Origin of the sequence: Longimicrobium terrae, assembly GCF_014202995.1 — a bacterium.
Taxonomy (GTDB): Bacteria; Gemmatimonadota; Gemmatimonadetes; order Longimicrobiales; family Longimicrobiaceae; genus Longimicrobium; species Longimicrobium terrae.
The window spans coordinates 128,808-144,495 of record NZ_JACHIA010000006.1 but is presented as its reverse complement, the minus strand read 5'-3'; the positions used below and the strand labels follow the sequence as shown (position 1 = coordinate 144,495).

Sequence of the window (15,688 nt, the reverse complement as noted above, 5' to 3'; positions counted from 1 at the left end):
CACGGGGAGATTTCGGTTCGCGTCCCTGATCCCCAACGCAGTTGACGCCCCGATCGTGGACGCGTCAGCGGCCACGAGTCGGGGGTTCCCGCTGTTGGAGCGGCGGATTCATTCGCTCCACGTATTCGCTCACACTCGGCGCTGGGCGATCCACACCAAACCATCCGCCCGCCAACAACCCTCCCCCAGTCCGTTTTGGGGGAGGGTGGGCCGGTGGTGCCGGCCCGGGTGGGGGCCGCCCTGACGTCCGCGCTTCACACGACAGTGGAAGCTGGCAACGCACAAACGCCGGCCGGCATCGCTGCCGTCCGGCGTTTTCGTTCATCCACCCCCATGCTGCTGATCAGCGGGTGCGGCGCTCCAGGAGGCGTTTTTCGCGTTCCACCTTGATGCGGCGGCGGGCGTCGCGCGGGCGCTCGCCGGGATACAGGATGCTGATGTCCACGCCGCCCATCAGCGCGAACCCGCCGATGCGCAGGATGGGCGCGCCGGGCGGCGGCGGCACGTCCGACTGGTACCGCTGCCCGAACCCGCCCATGAACGCAAATCCGTTCATGTCGATGTGCACGCCCGGCGGAACGATCAGTTCCACCCCGCCCATCACGGCAAACACGGTGATTTCCGTTACGCCGGGGGCGAAGCGCGCCTCGCGCATATCCAGCTCCACCCCGCCCATGACGGCGACCACGTGCGTGGCGAGGGCAGGCGACCAGGCCCCCCGCCGCTCCGTGCCGCTCATCACGCCGATGATCAGCTGGTGCTCCGGGTTGTATCCACCCGTGGCGGGAAGCGGCGCGGTGGTAGTGACGTACGCCGTGTCCTGCTGCGCGACGGGAAGATCGGCGACCAGCGCCCGCAGTTCCTCCACGCTCGCGGCCGCGTGCGCCCGGTCCAGCCGTTGCTCCAGCCCCTCGTCGGAGAGGTTGTCGACGGAGTAGTGCTGGCAGAGCTCCAGAATGATCTGCTGGCGGGTCCGCTCCAGCGGCACGGGGACGGATTGGGACTGGGCCATCGGCAGCACCACGTGCGGGGGCGTCCGCGCGCCGGGCGCGGCGGCGGACAAGAGTTTGGAACGTAGGCACGGCGCCGCGAGCGAGCAAGCGGAGTGCGCCTGCCCGCCCGCGGACGGTGTGCCGGAACGTGCTTCGGGCGATGGTACGCACCCGCGCGCCTGCGGGATTCATGCAACCCGGCGTGGTGCCGCTCCGCCCGGCGTTCCCCGTGCGGATTGTGCGGGGAAGGGGAGAACAGCGGTCTGGTGTGCTCCGGAGAGTTTGGCGCGGCGGCGGGCACCCCTCTCCCCCCGGCCCCCTCTCCCGCAAGCGGGAGAGGGGGAGACCTCAGCGCCGCGGCGGAGCGCGGCACGGTCGCGAGGCTTCGTGCTGTTGAAGCCCCGAACCGGACGCGCCAGCGGCCGGTGTCGGGGCTTTGCGCCCTTCGAGCGGCGGATTCATCCGCTCCAACGCGATCCGCTCGCGCGCCGGTTTCCGCGTTCCGCGCAAGACCACCCGCCCCGAACAACCCTCCCCAATTTTTGGGGGGGAGGGTTGGCCGGTGGTGCCGGCCCGGGTGGGGGCCGCCCGAAGTCCGCTCACCCCAGGCGGTCGCGCAGCCACTCGCCCGCGTAGTCGATGGCCTGCGGCGGGAGCAGATGCCCCGCGTTCCACCAGCGCAGCTCCTTGGGCTCGCCCGCAGCCGCGAACAGCCGCTCCGCCTGCTCCGGCCGCACCGTGCGGTCCTGGCGCCCGTGCACCATCAGCAGCGGGCGGCCGCTGAGCTTGCGCACCGCGCGCACGGGATCCGCCACCGCCCGCGCGATCCCCGCCAGCGGCGTCCCCCCGGGCAGGTCGCCCCCCGCGGCAAGGACGACGGCGCGGATGGAGGCATCGTCCGCCGCCGTCATCACCGACAGAAAGGAGCCCAGCGAGTACCCGGCGATGGCCAGGCACCCCGCGTCCACCTCCGGCCGCGCGGCCAGGTAGCGCGTCGCCAGCTTCGCCTCCCGCAGCGCCTGCTTCCACAATCCCACCAAAGCGAGCGGATTGCGTGCGGCCTGCGCCTGCAGCGGGTCCGCGCGGGTGCCGTGCAGCGGCAGATCGATGGCCAGCGACGCCAGCCCGTGGCGCAGCAGCGACCCGCCCACGCCCTCGGCCATGTGCTCCTTGCGCGACGAATAGCCGTGCAGCAGCAGCACCCCCGGCGCCGGCCGCGCATCGCGCGGCAGCAGCAGGATGGCGGGGATGGGGTCGCCGCCGGCGTGAAACTCCAGCACCAGGCGCCGCCCGCCCGGCACCTCGCGATCGGAGTGCGTCGTTTGATGGATCTGCTTTCTCATCCCCGCGAGCGGCGGCAAGATCACTGCCGCCGCGGGGCGCAGCGCGGACCCGATTGCCGCTCCGTCGGGTACTCGGCTATTCTGTGCGTCCGAACTCCGGCACTCCCGAACCGCGCAACGCATGCGATCCGTCCTTCGCGCCGCCGTCGTCCCGCTCGCCGTGCTCCTGGGCACCGGCGGCTGCGGCAACAGTCCGCTCGCGCCCGGCCTGTATACGCTGCAGGGCGTGTGGTCCGGCCGCGGCTATCCGTACGAGCTGTCGCTGGATCTGGATCAGGACGCGGACAACGGCGTGCGCGGCGAGGGCGAACTGCGCGGCCTCACCACGCGCCGCTCCGCCGCGGACAGCACGCGGCTGGACACCATCGTCGCCACGCGCGCGCCGGTCAGCATTCGCGGAAAGTGGGATTATCCCAGCTTCACCCTTACGCTGGGCGCGGACGAGTACGCCGACATCCGCATGGCCGGCCGCTTCGCCACCGCCGACAGCGTGGCGGTGACGCTCACCGGTTCCGGATTCAGCAGCACCGCCATCACGCTGGTGCGCACGGACCGCTGACCATCCGCGGGGCCGATCGTTCCGCGCCAGCGGCGGCGCGGGGCGGCGTGTCAGTTTCTGTCCATCGACCGTCGTTCGCCTCACAACTCCCGTCATCCATGCGACTTCGTACCTCTCTGACCGTCGCCGCCGGGTGTGCGGTGCTGGGCGCGGCTCCGGCGCGCGCGCAGGACCCCACGTACGCGGTGCGCACCGCCGCGCCCCCGGGGCTCAACCGCGCCGACGCGCAGGCCACCACGCTGCGGCACCTGCAGAACTTGGTGCGCCTGGACACCCAGAACCCGCCGGCGCGCGAACTGGCCGTGGCCATGTACTTCGACTCCGTCCTGGCCACGGTGCCGGGGGTGGAGCGGCGCGTGCTGCGCATTCCGGAAGACAGCATGCGCGCCAACTTCGTCGCGCGGCTGCGGGCGACGCATCCGCGCGGCAAGCCGGTGCTGGTGATGGGCCACATGGACGTCGTGGGGGCCGACACGACCAAGTGGGACACGGATCCGTTCGTCCCCACCTTTCGCGACGGCTACCTGTACGGCCGCGGCGTCATCGACGACAAGGGGATGCTGGCCGCCACGCTGACGGCGCTGGTGCAGCTTGCGCAGCAGCGCGACCGCCTGGACCGCGACATCATCTTTTTCGCCACCGCGGGTGAAGAGGGCGGGCCGCCGGTGGGGGTGGACTGGGTGATGGAGCACCACCGCGACCTGGTGGGCGACGCGGAGTTCGCGCTCAACGAGGGCGGGCGCGTGCGGGTGGAGAACGGCGCCATCCGCACCGTCAACATCCAGACGACGGAAAAGGTGTACTACAACGTCGTCGCCACCGCCACGGGAACCAGCGGCCACGGCTCCGTGCCGCTGCCGGACAATCCGCTGGCCGCGCTGGCCCGCGCGGTGAACCGCGTGCACGAGTGGCGCGCGCCGGTGCGGCTGATCGAGACGACACGCCTGTACTTTCAGCGCCTCGCCACCATCGAGGCGAACCCGGAGATGCGCCCCGCAATGGAGCAGCTGACGGCGCCGGGCGCGTCACAGACGCAGATCGACGCGGCGGCCGCGGTGCTTTCGCGTGATCCGCTGCACAACGCCATTCTGCGCACCGGCACGTCGCTCACCATCCTGGACGGCGGGTTCCGGGCGAACGTGATTCCGTCGGAGGGCAAGGCGACGTTCAACGTGCGCATCGTGCCGGGCGAGGACATCACCGAGATCGTGCGGATGATGAACCAGGCCGGCGGCGAGCCCAACGTGACCTTCGCGCTCGAGGGCGATCCTACGCCCGCGCCGCCACCGTCGCCCGTCACCACGGAGCTGTACCAGGCGATGGAGTCTGCCGCGCGCACGATGGCGCCGAACGCGACGGTGATCCCGTTCATGTCCACGGGTGCCACGGACGGGGCGGTGCTGCGCGCGGCCAACATCCCCACGTACGGCATTCTCCCCATGCCGCTGCCGCTGGAGGATGAACTGCGGATGCACGGCGACAACGAGCGCGTTCCCGTTCCCGCGCTGGGCTGGGCGACGGAGTACCTGTACCGCGTGCTGCGCCAGGTCGCGACCTGAGCCGCCATCCCGCGTGATCGCTCCACCCTCGAACGCCCGGTGCATCCCGCACCGGGCGTTCGTCGTTTCAGACAAATGCTTCTGTCGATGGCGGACGGGGATTCCTTGCTCCGGCCGCCCGCCGCCGCACGTCTCTGGCGGATGATGAACGGCGATCCCGCCTCGAGTGTTCCGATGATGAACGACCGCCACCCATCCAAGGCGTTCGACAACGCGTGAGATCATCCACGCGGCAGGCCCTCAATCATCCGCTACGAGTCGGCCGCCAACGGATTTGCAGCCCTCGCCGTACTTCGCCCAAAGGCAGAATAGGTGCGATAACAACCATTTAAGGGCGTATTTCTTGCGCATCGTACAAGGAGTCCGGCGTTGCGCCTTCGGTGGATTGCGGAAGGACGCACCGGAAAACGCGTTATGTCCTCACCTCCACTCCCAGAGCCTGGTCATGGGACGGCTTCTGCACGCACGCGCACAGTCTCAATTTGCGCCACGCTGTAGTGAATCCGTGCGGGACTTCTGTCCCGTGCGCCAACCGTCCCCATTTATCTAGCATTGCGGCCGCATCCCATTGGGGATGCGGCCGTTTGTGTCGGCGTGCACAAGGCGTCGCCGGCTCCCTCACCCCCCGTTCGTGGAGGACACCATGCGTACCAAGCTGAAGCTGAACCTCGATCAACTGAACGTCGACACGTTCACCACAGAGATCGAGAAGCGCGCGTCGGGAACGGTGTTCGGCGAGCAGTGCACCTGCTACACCAACTGCAGCTGCCCCGGCTGCCCCACCTGCGATGCATCGTGTAACGGCACCTGCGGCGCCACGTGCAACGCCACGTGCGGTGGATCGTGCGATTACAGCTGCGGCGGCACCTGCGACTTCTACTGCGGCGGAACGGTGAACGACGCCACCTGCAACAACTACGGCACCTGCGACCCCGGGCGCGTCTGCTACATCGTGCCCTGATCGGCGGCCACGAGATCCCGTAGCCTGATGAAGTACGCGAGCCCCGGCCGATGCTGGCCGGGGCTCGTCTGTCGCGGGGTGCTCGTGGCGGAAGCGGTCCGGAGCCATGGCCGGCTGGCAGGTGCAGCGCCGGGGGCGGGGGGGAACCATCCGGGCGGTCGGGTGGTTTCATGCGCGGGTCCCGGCCGCGGCAGCGCGGCGCGTACTCCACTTCCAGTCAGATGGACAACATGAAAAAAACTTTTGCGATCATCGCCGCGGCGGCCGCCCTGGCCGGAGCGCAGCAGGCTTCCGCACAGAGCGTGATTCCGCTTTCGTTCGAGGCGCGCCTGGACGCGGGTGTCCCCACCGGCGACGCGGGCGAGTTCTACAACACCGGCGTGGGCTTCGGGCTGCGGGCCTCGCTGGACCTGGCGCCCAACTTCGCGGTGTACGGCGGCTACTCGCGCTTCACCTTTGACGCGGACGACGAGGGGCTGACGGACGCCGAGGCCGAGCTGGAGGGTTTTGAGGTCGGCGGGCGCGTGGGGCTGGGCACCGGCGGCGCGGTCGCGGCGCCCTACGTGCTGCTCGGCGCGCTCTTTCAGGATGAGCAGACCGGGCTGGAGGCCGGCCTGGGCGCCGACTACCCCGTGAGCTGGAACCTGTCGGTCACGCCCGAGGTGCGGTACCGCACCATCGACGAGTTCAACTACCTCACCCTGGGCATCGGCGCGCGCGTCCACTTCTAGACACCCGCATGCTGAAATGACACCGGGTCCCGCCCTCGACGGCGGGGCCCGGTTCGTTTTCTCCCCGGTGGAAGTTACCGGATCGTTACGCGCGTGGTCCCAGCTTTGCCACGGCGCGTACAAACCACGCGGATGAACATCCCGCATCTTCACGGAACGGTTGGCCCGTGCTCCGCGCGCGGGATGGCGGACAGGCTGCATGCAGAATCTGGATACGAACGCGCGCCCCGGACGGTGCGGCGCGAACCGGTGCGTGCGCTCGCGGGAAGAGCGCCGTCGCGGCGGGAGGACTTCGTGAGCGGAGTGCGCGACGCCGTGCGCGGGCACCGCGGCATCTTTCCGGCGCTGGTGCGGTTCGCGGCGCGACGGTGGCGCATTCTGCTGGCCCTGTTCGCGGGGGTGCTGCTTCCGCTGCTGGGCTTCGGCATGCTGGCCAACGATGTCATGGAGCACGAGGGATTGTTCTGGGACGCGCCGATTCTGCACTTTGTGCACGATCAGTCCACGCCCGCGCTCGACCGCTTCATGCTCTTCATGAGCGCCATCGGGTATGCGTGGGGCGTGGTGCCGGCGGTTCCGGTGCTGTTCATCATTCTCATGGCGTACAGGCGGCGCGGCGATGCGCTCTTCTTTGCCCTGGCCGTTGGCGGCGCGGGGTTGATGAACCGCGGCGCCAAGCTCTTTTTCCGCCGCACACGGCCCGCGCTGTGGACGTCCATCGCGCCGGAAACGTCGTTCAGCTTTCCCAGCGGGCACGCGATGGGGTCGATGGCGCTGGCCGCCGCCGTGGTGGCGCTGCTGTGGCCCACGCGGTGGCGGTGGCCGGCCATCGTCGTCGGCGGGGCGTTCACCTTTCTGGTGGGGCTGTCGCGCGTGTACCTTGGGGTGCACTATCCATCGGACGTGCTGGCGGGGTGGTCGGCGTCGCTGGCGTGGGTGGTGGGGGTGAGTTTCGTGGCGTACGGACGCGCCGCCAAGCCGCGCCCGTCCGCCACGCCCACCGCGGAGCTGCGCAACCAGCAGGTCGCCAGCTGAGGCTCCCAGGGCGGCCCCCACCCGGGCTCGTACTACTCGCCCACCCTCCCCCAAAAAAGACTGGGGGAGGGTTGGGGGCGGGCGGATGGGTCGGTGCGTGGACCGAAAGACCATCGTGTGAGCGGGTTGCGTTGAGGGAGCGCTGTTGAGCGAGTGCCGTTGAGTTGGTTGCGTGAGCGGGGTTGCGTTGAGCGAATGAATCCGCCGCTCCAACAGCGGGAACCCCCGACTCGCGGCCGCTGTCGCGTCCACGATCGGGGCTTCAACTGCGTTATGGAACGGCGTGCACGAGCCGAAGCCCGTCTCCGCGCCGAACGGCTCCCCCTCTCCCGCGGAGCGGGTGGAGGGGGTTGGGGGGAGGGGGCCCTCTCCGGCCGCACAGAAATCCCCGGAGCACACGAATCTATCGTTCTCCCCTCTCCGTGCGGCAGTTTGCACGGGGAGGGGCAGGGGGAGGGGCCCCCGCGGATGCACGCCGCCCGTCCAAAGTCTCGCCCAATCGTCTCCATCCCCATCTCCATCTGCATCCGCTGACGTTTGTCCCCTCCCTCCTCCACGCTGGCGCCTGACGCCGATCCGCGCCGCTGGCGCGCGCTGGTTCTGCTCGCGATGGCGGAACTGCTGGGGATGTCGCTGTGGTTCAGCGCGAGCGCCGTGTCGCCGCGGCTGCAGGCGCTCTGGCAGCTGAGCGATTCGCAGGCGGGGTGGCTCACCGGCGCGGTGCAGCTGGGCTTCGTGGCGGGCACGGCCATCGCCGCGCTGCTGAACCTGGCGGACCTCATCCCCAGCCGCGTCTACTTCGCCGTTTCCGCGCTGCTGGCGGCGGCGGCCAACGCGGCGCTCACCCTTGCCGACGGATACGGGCAGGCGGTGGCGCTCCGCTTCGCCACGGGAATGCTGCTGGCCGGCGTGTATCCCCCGGCGATGAAGATGGTGTCCACCTGGTTCCGCTCGGCCCGCGGGCTGGCCATCGGCACCGTGGTGGGCGCACTGACGGTGGGCAAGGCGACGCCGTACCTGCTGCGCGCCTTTCCGTCGCTGGACTGGCGGCAGGTGGTGCTGGCCGCGTCCGCGGGGGCCGTCGTCTCGGCGCTGCTGGTGGCGGCGACGTACCGCGACGGGCCGTATCCGTTCGCGCGGCGGCGGTTTTCGTGGGGGCTGCTGCGCGACGTGGCGCGCAACCGGCCGGCGCGGCTGGCCATTGCGGGCTATCTGGGCCACATGTGGGAGCTGTACGCCATGTGGACGTTCATCAGCCTGTTCTTTGTGGATGTGTTCGCGGCGCACGGGCACGGCGGGGCGGAGGCGCGGGCGGGGTTGATGGGATTCGCGGTGATCGCGGCGGGCGGGATGGGCTCGGTGCTCGCGGGTGCCTGGGCGGACCGGCTGGGGCGCGCCCGCGTGACCATCTGGGCGATGGCGGCCAGCGGCGCCTGCGCCCTCGCGATCGGGTGGATGATGCGCGCGCCGGTGTGGCTGGTGGTGGCCGTGGCGCTGTTGTGGGGCTTCGCGGTCGTGGCGGATAGTGCGCAGTTCAGCGCCATCGTGACGGAGGTGGCGCCGGAGCACGCCGTGGGCACCGCGCTGACGCTGCAGACCGCGCTGGGTTTTCTTCTGACCTCCGTTTCCATCGCCGCCGTGCCGCACCTGCGCGCGGCGGGGGGATGGCCGCTCGCGTTCGGCCTGCTGGCCGCCGGACCCGCGCTGGGCATCATCGCCATGCGCATGCTGCCCTCCGCCGCACCCCGCTGACGCTGCTCTGAAGACGGATGACCCAGGCAATCGGAGAGCATTCGGGTCCGTACACGACCGGATGGATCGGTGATCGCGCCCACATCGATCCGGACGACGAAAACGTGGACGTCTGGGTGGAGTTCGAATCCGGGGAATCCTACATCGCCACGTTCTTTACGCTGAAGAACCTGGCTACGCTGATGGCCCGATACCGCGAATCGGGTGAGTGCGCGAGCGGGCTTTACGTATGGGGTTCGGACATGATCGTGGTGGAGCGGCTCACGGATGACGTCATCGAGCGGACGATTGCAGACCTGCTGAAGAGCGGCGAGTTCACCGGCGCATTCTCGTATTGCGAGCCGCGGGTGTACGAGGACGGGTGAGAGTGTCTGCCTTCTCTCCTTGTCATCGATCAACGTGCACGACTCGCCTGGTTCGGAGCATTGAGACGAGCGATCTGCTTGAGGAGCTTTCGGCATGGTTCCAGGCCCAGTTCGTCCTGAGGTCGGCAAAATCACAGAGCCGGAACCCAGGCATCGCAATGAATAAATGGCTGGAGCGCGTGATCGGTTGGGATACGTTTCTCGAGGTCGTGATCATACTCGTGGGCATCATCATCGGTGTGGGGATGGTGATCGCCAGGGCATTCGGGTAGCCCGAATCGAGCCGCCCACGATGACCAGAACGGGGGTTGTGCGGTGAATCTTCAAGACAGCGGCTCCGCTGACCTTCTGCCGTCGCTCGTGCGTGAGAAGGGAGGCGCCCGGAGCATCGCCCCGACCGCGATGGTGATCGCGATGACATTGATCGGGGCGATGGCGGGGGTACTCCTGGGCTATCTGATCGTCACGTTCGCCTTCTGGATTGGCCACAGCGGCACGACGGGCAGCGAGTATCCCGGCTACTCGCACCCCGGCATTGCATCGCTGCTCGCGCTGTCCGGCGGGTTGCCGCTGGGCGCGGTGCTGACGCCCATCGTTTACCATCGACGCCTGCGCGGGACCGAGTTGAACCGCTGGTGGCTGCTGCTGCCGGTCGCCACGCTGCTGGGCGGCATGATGGGCGCGTTCGGCGGGCTGGGTGGTGCCGCGGCGGGAGGCGGATTCGCGTTATGGGGGTGCGCCGCGTGGATCGGCTCCCGCGCCGCGGCTCGTCCGCATGTCCCACGGCTGCCGTGAAAGGGTTCGCGCGGCTCTCTCGCCTCCGGGTCGCCGAGCGGGCGGATTGCTGCGTCACTCCTGAAATTGATACAGAAAAGCCCGCCAGAACGTCTGGCGGGCTTCGTCGTGCGGCGGATGCGGCGGAGTCAGATGGCGGCGGTGCGGGCCTCGCGTTCGGCGATCAGGCGCTGCACCTCGGCCAGCACCTGCTTGGGCTCGGCGGGCTTGGCCAGGTACGCGTCGCACCCGGCCTCGGCCGCGCGCTGGCGGTCTTCGGCCATGGCGTGCGCGGTCAGCGCCATCACGGGGATGGACGCGGTCACAGGGTCCGCCTTGAGCATGCGCGTGGCCTGGTGCCCGTCGATGATGGGGATGGAGATGTCCATCAGCACCACGTCGGGAAGCGTGTCGCGCACCAGCTGCACGCCGGACTGTCCATCGCCGGCTTCCAGGACCTCGTACCCGTAGTGCTCCAGGATGGTACGATAGATCATCCTGTTGTCCAGGTTGTCTTCGATGATGACGACGGTAGCGCGCGTCTGCGCTGCGGACATGACCGGCTCCTGCGGGTGGGCCGCCCGGGGGCGGTGCAACGGGACGTGAATCTGCCGGAAACCGCGGGTTCGCACAACCGTCCGGGGCGTCCGCGGGCGTGTGGAGCCCGGCCGGGAGCAGACGGAGGTGAAGGTCCTCCTGCATGATGGCCAGCGTGTAACTCCTTGCGCCGCAAAAAGTTCCTTTGATGTGTCCGCGCGCGCTCGCCGCGAGGCATCAGCTTGGGGAGCGTGCGCCCCCTCATCCCGTGCGCCCGGGTCATGCGCGATCGAAGGACCGGCCGTGCGCCGGAAAACGTCGGGTGTCCCACGGTAGTGCTCGCGCGGAAAGTAGATCCTTCGTCGGCGCCAACGGCCGGCGCGGCGGAAAGTGCGTCCGGCGCCTCCTCAGGATGACATGTTGTTGTCCCGCGGCTACTTGCAATCCAGACCATGTCATCCTGAGGGAGCGTGTGCGGCCCTCTCCGTCACGCCGGATCCTGCGCGACCGAAGGATCTACTATCCGCCGAGCCAACGTCGCGACACGCACGTCCGTTCTCGCGGGGAGAGCAGATTCTTCGGCGCCGCCACGATTCGGCCCGGCGGAAAGCGTTCGCCGCGCGCGTCCGGGCTGGCGGCGGGTTCTGCATCAACCGAGATTCGAAGCTTCTCCGCCCGTCACGGACGGCCGTCGGCGGCGGAGGCGGTGGATCAACGGATTTCACGACATCGGAGCACGGATGCGCAAGAGCGTACGATGGGGAGCCCCGCTGGCACTGGCGCTGGCGGCCGGCTGCGCGCCCGCGGGAATGCAGGCCGGCGCGGCGGGCGCGGGCACGGGCGAGGCGGCCATCAGCGGCGACATGCTGCTGCGCGACATCCGCGAGCTGTCCTCGGACCGCTTCCAGGGACGCGCGGTGGGCACGGCGGGCGAGGACAGCACGATCGCGTACCTCAGCCGCCGCTTCCGCGAAATCGGCCTGGCGCCGGGGATGCCGGACGGCTCGTACGTGCAGCAGGTGCCGCTCATCGGCACCACGTCGCGGCTGGAGGCCCGCGCCGCCGTCAACGGCACCACGATGGAGTTGCGGCAGCTGGAAGACATCGTCGCGTGGTCGCAGCGCCCCGATTCGCTGGTTTCCGTCAATGCCGCGGAGATGGTGTTCGTGGGATACGGCGTGGTGGCGCCCGAGCTGGGATGGGACGACTTCAAGGGCGTAGACGTGCGCGGCAAGACGGTGGTGATGCTCATCGGCGACCCGCCCGTCCCCGACCCGGCAGACACCACGCGCCTGGATCCCAGCGTCTTTCGCGGCCCGGCGATGACGTATTACGGACGGTGGACGTACAAGTACGAGACGGCGGCGGAGCGCGGCGCGGCGGCGGTGCTGCTGGTTCACCAGACCGGGCCGGCGGGCTACCCGTGGTCCACCATCCAGAGCAACGTGCGCGAGCGCTTTGACGTGGCCGGCGCGCCCGCGCACGTGCCGGTGGAGGGATGGATTCAACTGGAGACCGCGCGCCGCATCTTTGCCGCGGGCGGCCACGACTTCGCCGCGCTGGAGCGGACGGCGCGGACGCGCGGCTTCCGCCCGGTGCCGCTGGGCGGGACGGCGACGTTCCGTGCCCGCAACGCCGTCCGTCGGATCAACTCGCGCAACGTGGTGGGCCGGCTGCCGGGGAGCGATCCGTCCGTGGCGGATGAAGCGGTGCTGTTTTCCGCGCACTGGGACAGCTTCGGGCTCGGCCGCGTGATCAACGGCGACAGCATCTACAACGGCGCGCTGGATGATGCGTCCGGCGTGGCGTGGCTGATTTCCACCGGGCAGGCGTATCGCTCGCTTCCCACGGCGCCGCGCCGGACGCTCGTCTTCGTGGCGTTCACGGCGGAAGAGCAGGGACTGCTGGGCGCCCGCTACTACGCGCAGCATCCCGTGGTCCCGCTGGCGAAGACGCTGGCGGACATCAACATGGACGCCATGAACCCGTGGGGGCGCACCCGGTCGCTGGTGAGCCTGGGCTACGGGCAGAGCTCGCTGGAAACGCTGCTGGCCACGGAAGCCGCGCGCGACAGCCGCCGCGTGGTGCCTGATCCGGAGCCGGAGAAGGGATACTTCTATCGCGCGGACCACCTGGAACTGGCGCGGGGCGGCGTTCCGTCGCTCTCCTTCCTGTTTCCGGGGACGGACTACCTGAACCAGCCAGCGGACTACGCCGAGCGGGTGCGCGGCGCCTACATCCGCGACGACTACCACAAGCCGACGGACGAGGTGAAGGCCGACTGGGACATGGCCGGCATCGTGGACGACACGCGCCTCACCTACCGCGTGGGGCTGGCGGTGGCGAACGGCGCGGAGTGGCCCACGTGGAGCACCGGCTCGGAGTTCCGCGCCAAGCGCGAGCAGTCGCTGGGCGGCGGGTCTCGGTAACTGCATCTCACGCGGAGGCCGCGGGGGGCGCGGAGGTCGCGGGGAACAGAAGAAGAAGGGCCTCACACAGAGCCGCAGAGACACAGAGGAACAGACAAGGAGAGGAGCCCATCCATCAGGCTCCTCTCCTTTTTCTCTCTTCTCTGCGTCTCTGCGGCTCTGTGTGAGACGTCCCTGGCGAGCTTTCAGACCGCGCGCTGCCCCGCGTACCACTCCACCGTACGCCGCAGCCCCTCGCGAAACGGCATGTGCGCCTCAAAGCCGAAGAGCTCGCGCGCGCGGCTGGTGTCCAGCGAGCGGCGCGGCTGCCCGTCCGGCTGCGTGGGATCGTACGCCAAGCGCCCCTGGTAGCCCACAGACTCGGCGATCTGCGCGGCCAGGTCGCGGATGGTGATCTCTTCGCCCACACCCAGGTTCACCGGCTCGGCACCGTCATAGTGCTCCGACGCCAACACGACGGCGCGCGCGCATTCGTCCACGTACAGAAACTCGCGCGACGCGTTGCCCGTGCCCCACATCCGCACCTCCGGCGCGCCGCCGTCCCGCGCCTCCAGCATGCGCCGGATGAGCGCGGGAATCACGTGGCTGCTGCGCTCGTCAAAGTTGTCGCGCGGGCCGTACAGGTTCACCGGCAGCAGGTAGATGCCGTTCATCCCGTACTGCTGCCGGTACGCCTGCAGCTGAACGAGGAGCGCCTTCTTGGCCACCCCGTACGGCGCGTTGGTTTCCTCCGGATACCCCTCCCACAGGTTCTCTTCGCGAAACGGCACGGGCGTGATCTTGGGATAGGCGCAGATCGTTCCCATCTGCACGAACTTCTGCACGCCCGTGCGCCGCGCTTCTTCGATCATGAGAATGCCCATGATCGCGTTGGCGTAGAAGAAGCGGCCCGGGTTTTCGCGGTTGGCGCCGATGCCGCCCACTTCCGCGGCCAGATGGATGACCATCTCCGGGCGCGCGGTCTCGTACAGCCGCCGCACCGCTTCGTCGGTGGTCAGGTCGAACTCGGCGCGGCGGGGGACGAACACGTCCGCGTGCAGCGCGCGCAGCCGGTCCACCACGTGCGAGCCCAGAAAGCCGCCGCCGCCGGTGACCACCACCCGCCGCCCGCGCCAGAACTCCGGCGTGGCCTGGCGCTCGTACGGCGCGCCGGCCGGGTGGGCCGCGGAAACGGCTGCCTGGGATGATTCGGGGGTCATGCGGTCCGGGGGCGGATGAAAACGTCTGGTCGCGGGCTCCGCGAGTATACCCGAACCGTGCCGCCGCTGCAACGCGGGCCGGCGCGGGGCAGACAAATTCAGCGCGGGCGCTATATTGCAGCGCTCCGCGGACGCACCTGTCCGCCGCACCCGGAGCGGGCCGCCGCGGCCCGTTCCGTTCCCGCCGGCAATCCATCCCCGCCGCGGCTCGCAGACACCCTGCAGGACCTATGGAACAGATCATCCGGGGCGCCGTGGACCGCGGCGCCAGCGACATCCACATCCGCGGCGGCGACGTGATCCGCGCCCGTATCGGCGGCAAGCTGCTTCCGCTCACCAAGCAGAAGCTGTCACCGGAGCAGGCGCGCGCCTTCGTGCTCACCATCATCGCGCCCAGCCTGCGCGAGCGCGTGGACGTCATTCAGGACCACGACTGCTCGTGGGGCATCAACGGAGTGGGGCGCTTTCGCGTGAACGTCATGCGGCAGCGCGGCAGCTTCGTCATCGTCCTGCGCGTGATTCCGTACAAGATCCCCACCCTGGACGAACTCGGCCTGCCGCCCGTGGCGAAGAAGATCGCGCTTGCCGAGCGGGGGCTGGTGCTGGTGACGGGGGTGACGGGAAGTGGAAAGAGCAGCACCATGGCGGGGATGATCCAGCACCAGAACCAGCACGAGCACCGCCACATCGTCACGCTGGAGGACCCCATCGAGTTTCTGCACAGCGACAACCTGTGCGCCATCAGCCAGCGCGAGATAGGCTCCGACACCGACAGCTTTCACCGCGGGCTGCGGGCGGCGCTGCGGCAGGACCCGGACGTCATCCAGATCGGCGAGATGCGCGATTCGGAAACGATCGACATCGCGCTCAAGGCGGCGGAAACCGGGCACCTGGTCATCAGCACGGTGCATACGAAAGACGCCACCAACACGGTTGCGCGTCTGATCTCCGCCTTTCCGCCGGAAGAGCAGGAGACGGTGCGCTATCGTCTGGCGGATGCGCTGCATGCGGTGGTCTCGCAGCGGCTGCTGGCCCGCAAGGACCGCAAGGGACGCGCGCTGGCGGCGGAGGTGATGGTAATGACCAGCACCATCCGCGACTGCGTCATCGATCCCGACAAGACGTCGGAGATCCGCGACCACATCGCCGCGGGGCGGGATACGTACGGGATGCAGACGTTTGACCAGCACCTGGCGGACCTGGTGGCGTCTGGCGCGGTGGACTTCGGCGTGGCGCGCGCGGCGGCCACCAACCCGGGCGACTTCGACCTCAAGGCGCGCCTCGGTGAGTCCGCGGCTCCATCCGGCGGATCAGGGGCGATGGACGGCTTCATGGCCGGCGGCACGTTCTGATCGCGAATCCCGGCCTTTGCTCGGCGGAGAGTGTGTAAACTGCCTTCACGCGGAGGTCGCGGGGGTTCGCGGAGGTACGCGGGGGAACAGATGAGGGGGG

At 69.4% G+C, this 15,688-nt stretch carries 14 protein-coding genes; 10 read left to right on the top strand and 4 right to left on the bottom strand.

The window, feature by feature from the left end; translation table 11 throughout:
• Positions 1-343: 343 nt before the first annotated feature.
• Both HNQ61_RS12350 and HNQ61_RS12345 read right to left on the bottom strand, forming a co-directional pair.
• Positions 344-1,063, bottom strand: coding sequence for a DUF1707 SHOCT-like domain-containing protein (locus HNQ61_RS12350; RefSeq protein WP_183685665.1), 720 nt, complete (start codon positions 1,061-1,063; stop codon positions 344-346).
• A gap of 528 nt (positions 1,064-1,591) precedes the next feature.
• Positions 1,592-2,335, bottom strand: a complete 744-nt coding sequence (locus HNQ61_RS12345; protein ID WP_170033299.1) for an alpha/beta hydrolase family protein — start codon at positions 2,333-2,335, stop codon at positions 1,592-1,594.
• Positions 2,336-2,456: 121 nt separating this feature from the next.
• Here HNQ61_RS12345 and HNQ61_RS12340 point away from each other — a divergent pair, with 121 nt between their 5' ends.
• From HNQ61_RS12340 to HNQ61_RS12305, 8 genes are all read left to right on the top strand, one after another.
• Positions 2,457-2,894: a hypothetical protein gene (locus tag HNQ61_RS12340; protein ID WP_170033297.1), complete on the top strand. Its 438-nt coding sequence runs from the start codon at positions 2,457-2,459 to the stop codon at positions 2,892-2,894.
• A 98-nt stretch (positions 2,895-2,992) separates the two neighbouring features.
• A complete protein-coding gene (locus tag HNQ61_RS12335; protein WP_170033295.1) occupies positions 2,993-4,453 on the top strand; it encodes a M20/M25/M40 family metallo-hydrolase in 1,461 nt (486 codons plus the stop codon).
• A 643-nt stretch (positions 4,454-5,096) separates the two neighbouring features.
• Complete coding sequence (locus HNQ61_RS12330; RefSeq protein ID WP_170033293.1) at positions 5,097-5,414, top strand: hypothetical protein; 318 nt, start codon at positions 5,097-5,099, stop codon at positions 5,412-5,414.
• Between the two features lie 230 nt (positions 5,415-5,644).
• Positions 5,645-6,145: an outer membrane beta-barrel protein gene (locus HNQ61_RS12325; RefSeq protein WP_170033291.1), complete on the top strand. Its 501-nt coding sequence runs from the start codon at positions 5,645-5,647 to the stop codon at positions 6,143-6,145.
• A gap of 234 nt (positions 6,146-6,379) precedes the next feature.
• Entirely contained in the window at positions 6,380-7,180 is an 801-nt protein-coding gene (locus HNQ61_RS12320; protein WP_170033289.1) for a phosphatase PAP2 family protein, read from the top strand.
• Positions 7,181-7,717: 537 nt separating this feature from the next.
• Positions 7,718-8,932 (top strand): MFS transporter, encoded by a 1,215-nt coding sequence (locus tag HNQ61_RS12315; protein WP_205761320.1) that lies wholly within the window; start codon positions 7,718-7,720, stop codon positions 8,930-8,932.
• Between the two features lie 17 nt (positions 8,933-8,949).
• The gene (locus HNQ61_RS12310; protein ID WP_170033287.1) at positions 8,950-9,297 is read left to right on the top strand and encodes a hypothetical protein; all 348 of its coding nucleotides are present in this window, start codon (positions 8,950-8,952) and stop codon (positions 9,295-9,297) included.
• Between the two features lie 432 nt (positions 9,298-9,729).
• A complete protein-coding gene (locus HNQ61_RS12305) occupies positions 9,730-10,092 on the top strand; it encodes a hypothetical protein (protein WP_170033285.1) in 363 nt (120 codons plus the stop codon).
• A gap of 128 nt (positions 10,093-10,220) precedes the next feature.
• Here the strand turns inward: HNQ61_RS12305 and HNQ61_RS12300 are convergent, their stop codons facing one another.
• Entirely contained in the window at positions 10,221-10,628 is a 408-nt protein-coding gene (locus HNQ61_RS12300; RefSeq protein ID WP_170033283.1) for a response regulator, read from the bottom strand.
• Positions 10,629-11,348: 720 nt separating this feature from the next.
• On the opposite strand from HNQ61_RS12300, the gene HNQ61_RS12295 reads away from it, so the two are divergent.
• Positions 11,349-13,037 (top strand): M28 family peptidase, encoded by a 1,689-nt coding sequence (locus HNQ61_RS12295; RefSeq protein WP_170033281.1) that lies wholly within the window; start codon positions 11,349-11,351, stop codon positions 13,035-13,037.
• 185 nt (positions 13,038-13,222) lie between these two features.
• Here HNQ61_RS12295 and HNQ61_RS12290 read toward each other — a convergent pair whose 3' ends face one another.
• Complete coding sequence (locus HNQ61_RS12290) at positions 13,223-14,236, bottom strand: GDP-L-fucose synthase family protein (protein WP_170033279.1); 1,014 nt, start codon at positions 14,234-14,236, stop codon at positions 13,223-13,225.
• 230 nt (positions 14,237-14,466) lie between these two features.
• On the opposite strand from HNQ61_RS12290, the gene HNQ61_RS12285 reads away from it, so the two are divergent.
• Positions 14,467-15,588 (top strand): type IV pilus twitching motility protein PilT, encoded by a 1,122-nt coding sequence (locus HNQ61_RS12285; protein ID WP_170033276.1) that lies wholly within the window; start codon positions 14,467-14,469, stop codon positions 15,586-15,588.
• Positions 15,589-15,688: the final 100 nt, after the last annotated feature.

Excerpts from the sequence above, each read along its gene's own strand:
- HNQ61_RS12325 (WP_170033291.1), top strand. The coding sequence starts at position 5,645 with ATGAAAAAAACTTTTGCGATCATCGCCGCGGCGGCCGCCCTGGCCGGA.
- HNQ61_RS12335 (WP_170033295.1), top strand. The coding sequence starts at position 2,993 with ATGCGACTTCGTACCTCTCTGACCGTCGCCGCCGGGTGTGCGGTGCTG.
- HNQ61_RS12340 (WP_170033297.1), top strand. The coding sequence starts at position 2,457 with ATGCGATCCGTCCTTCGCGCCGCCGTCGTCCCGCTCGCCGTGCTCCTG.
- HNQ61_RS12345 (WP_170033299.1), bottom strand. The coding sequence starts at position 2,335 with ATGAGAAAGCAGATCCATCAAACGACGCACTCCGATCGCGAGGTGCCG.
- HNQ61_RS12300 (WP_170033283.1), bottom strand. The coding sequence starts at position 10,628 with ATGTCCGCAGCGCAGACGCGCGCTACCGTCGTCATCATCGAAGACAAC.
- HNQ61_RS12285 (WP_170033276.1), top strand. The coding sequence starts at position 14,467 with ATGGAACAGATCATCCGGGGCGCCGTGGACCGCGGCGCCAGCGACATC.
- HNQ61_RS12330 (WP_170033293.1), top strand. The coding sequence starts at position 5,097 with ATGCGTACCAAGCTGAAGCTGAACCTCGATCAACTGAACGTCGACACG.
- HNQ61_RS12310 (WP_170033287.1), top strand. The coding sequence starts at position 8,950 with ATGACCCAGGCAATCGGAGAGCATTCGGGTCCGTACACGACCGGATGG.
- HNQ61_RS12290 (WP_170033279.1), bottom strand. The coding sequence starts at position 14,236 with ATGACCCCCGAATCATCCCAGGCAGCCGTTTCCGCGGCCCACCCGGCC.
- HNQ61_RS12295 (WP_170033281.1), top strand. The coding sequence starts at position 11,349 with ATGCGCAAGAGCGTACGATGGGGAGCCCCGCTGGCACTGGCGCTGGCG.
- HNQ61_RS12305 (WP_170033285.1), top strand. The coding sequence starts at position 9,730 with ATGGCGGGGGTACTCCTGGGCTATCTGATCGTCACGTTCGCCTTCTGG.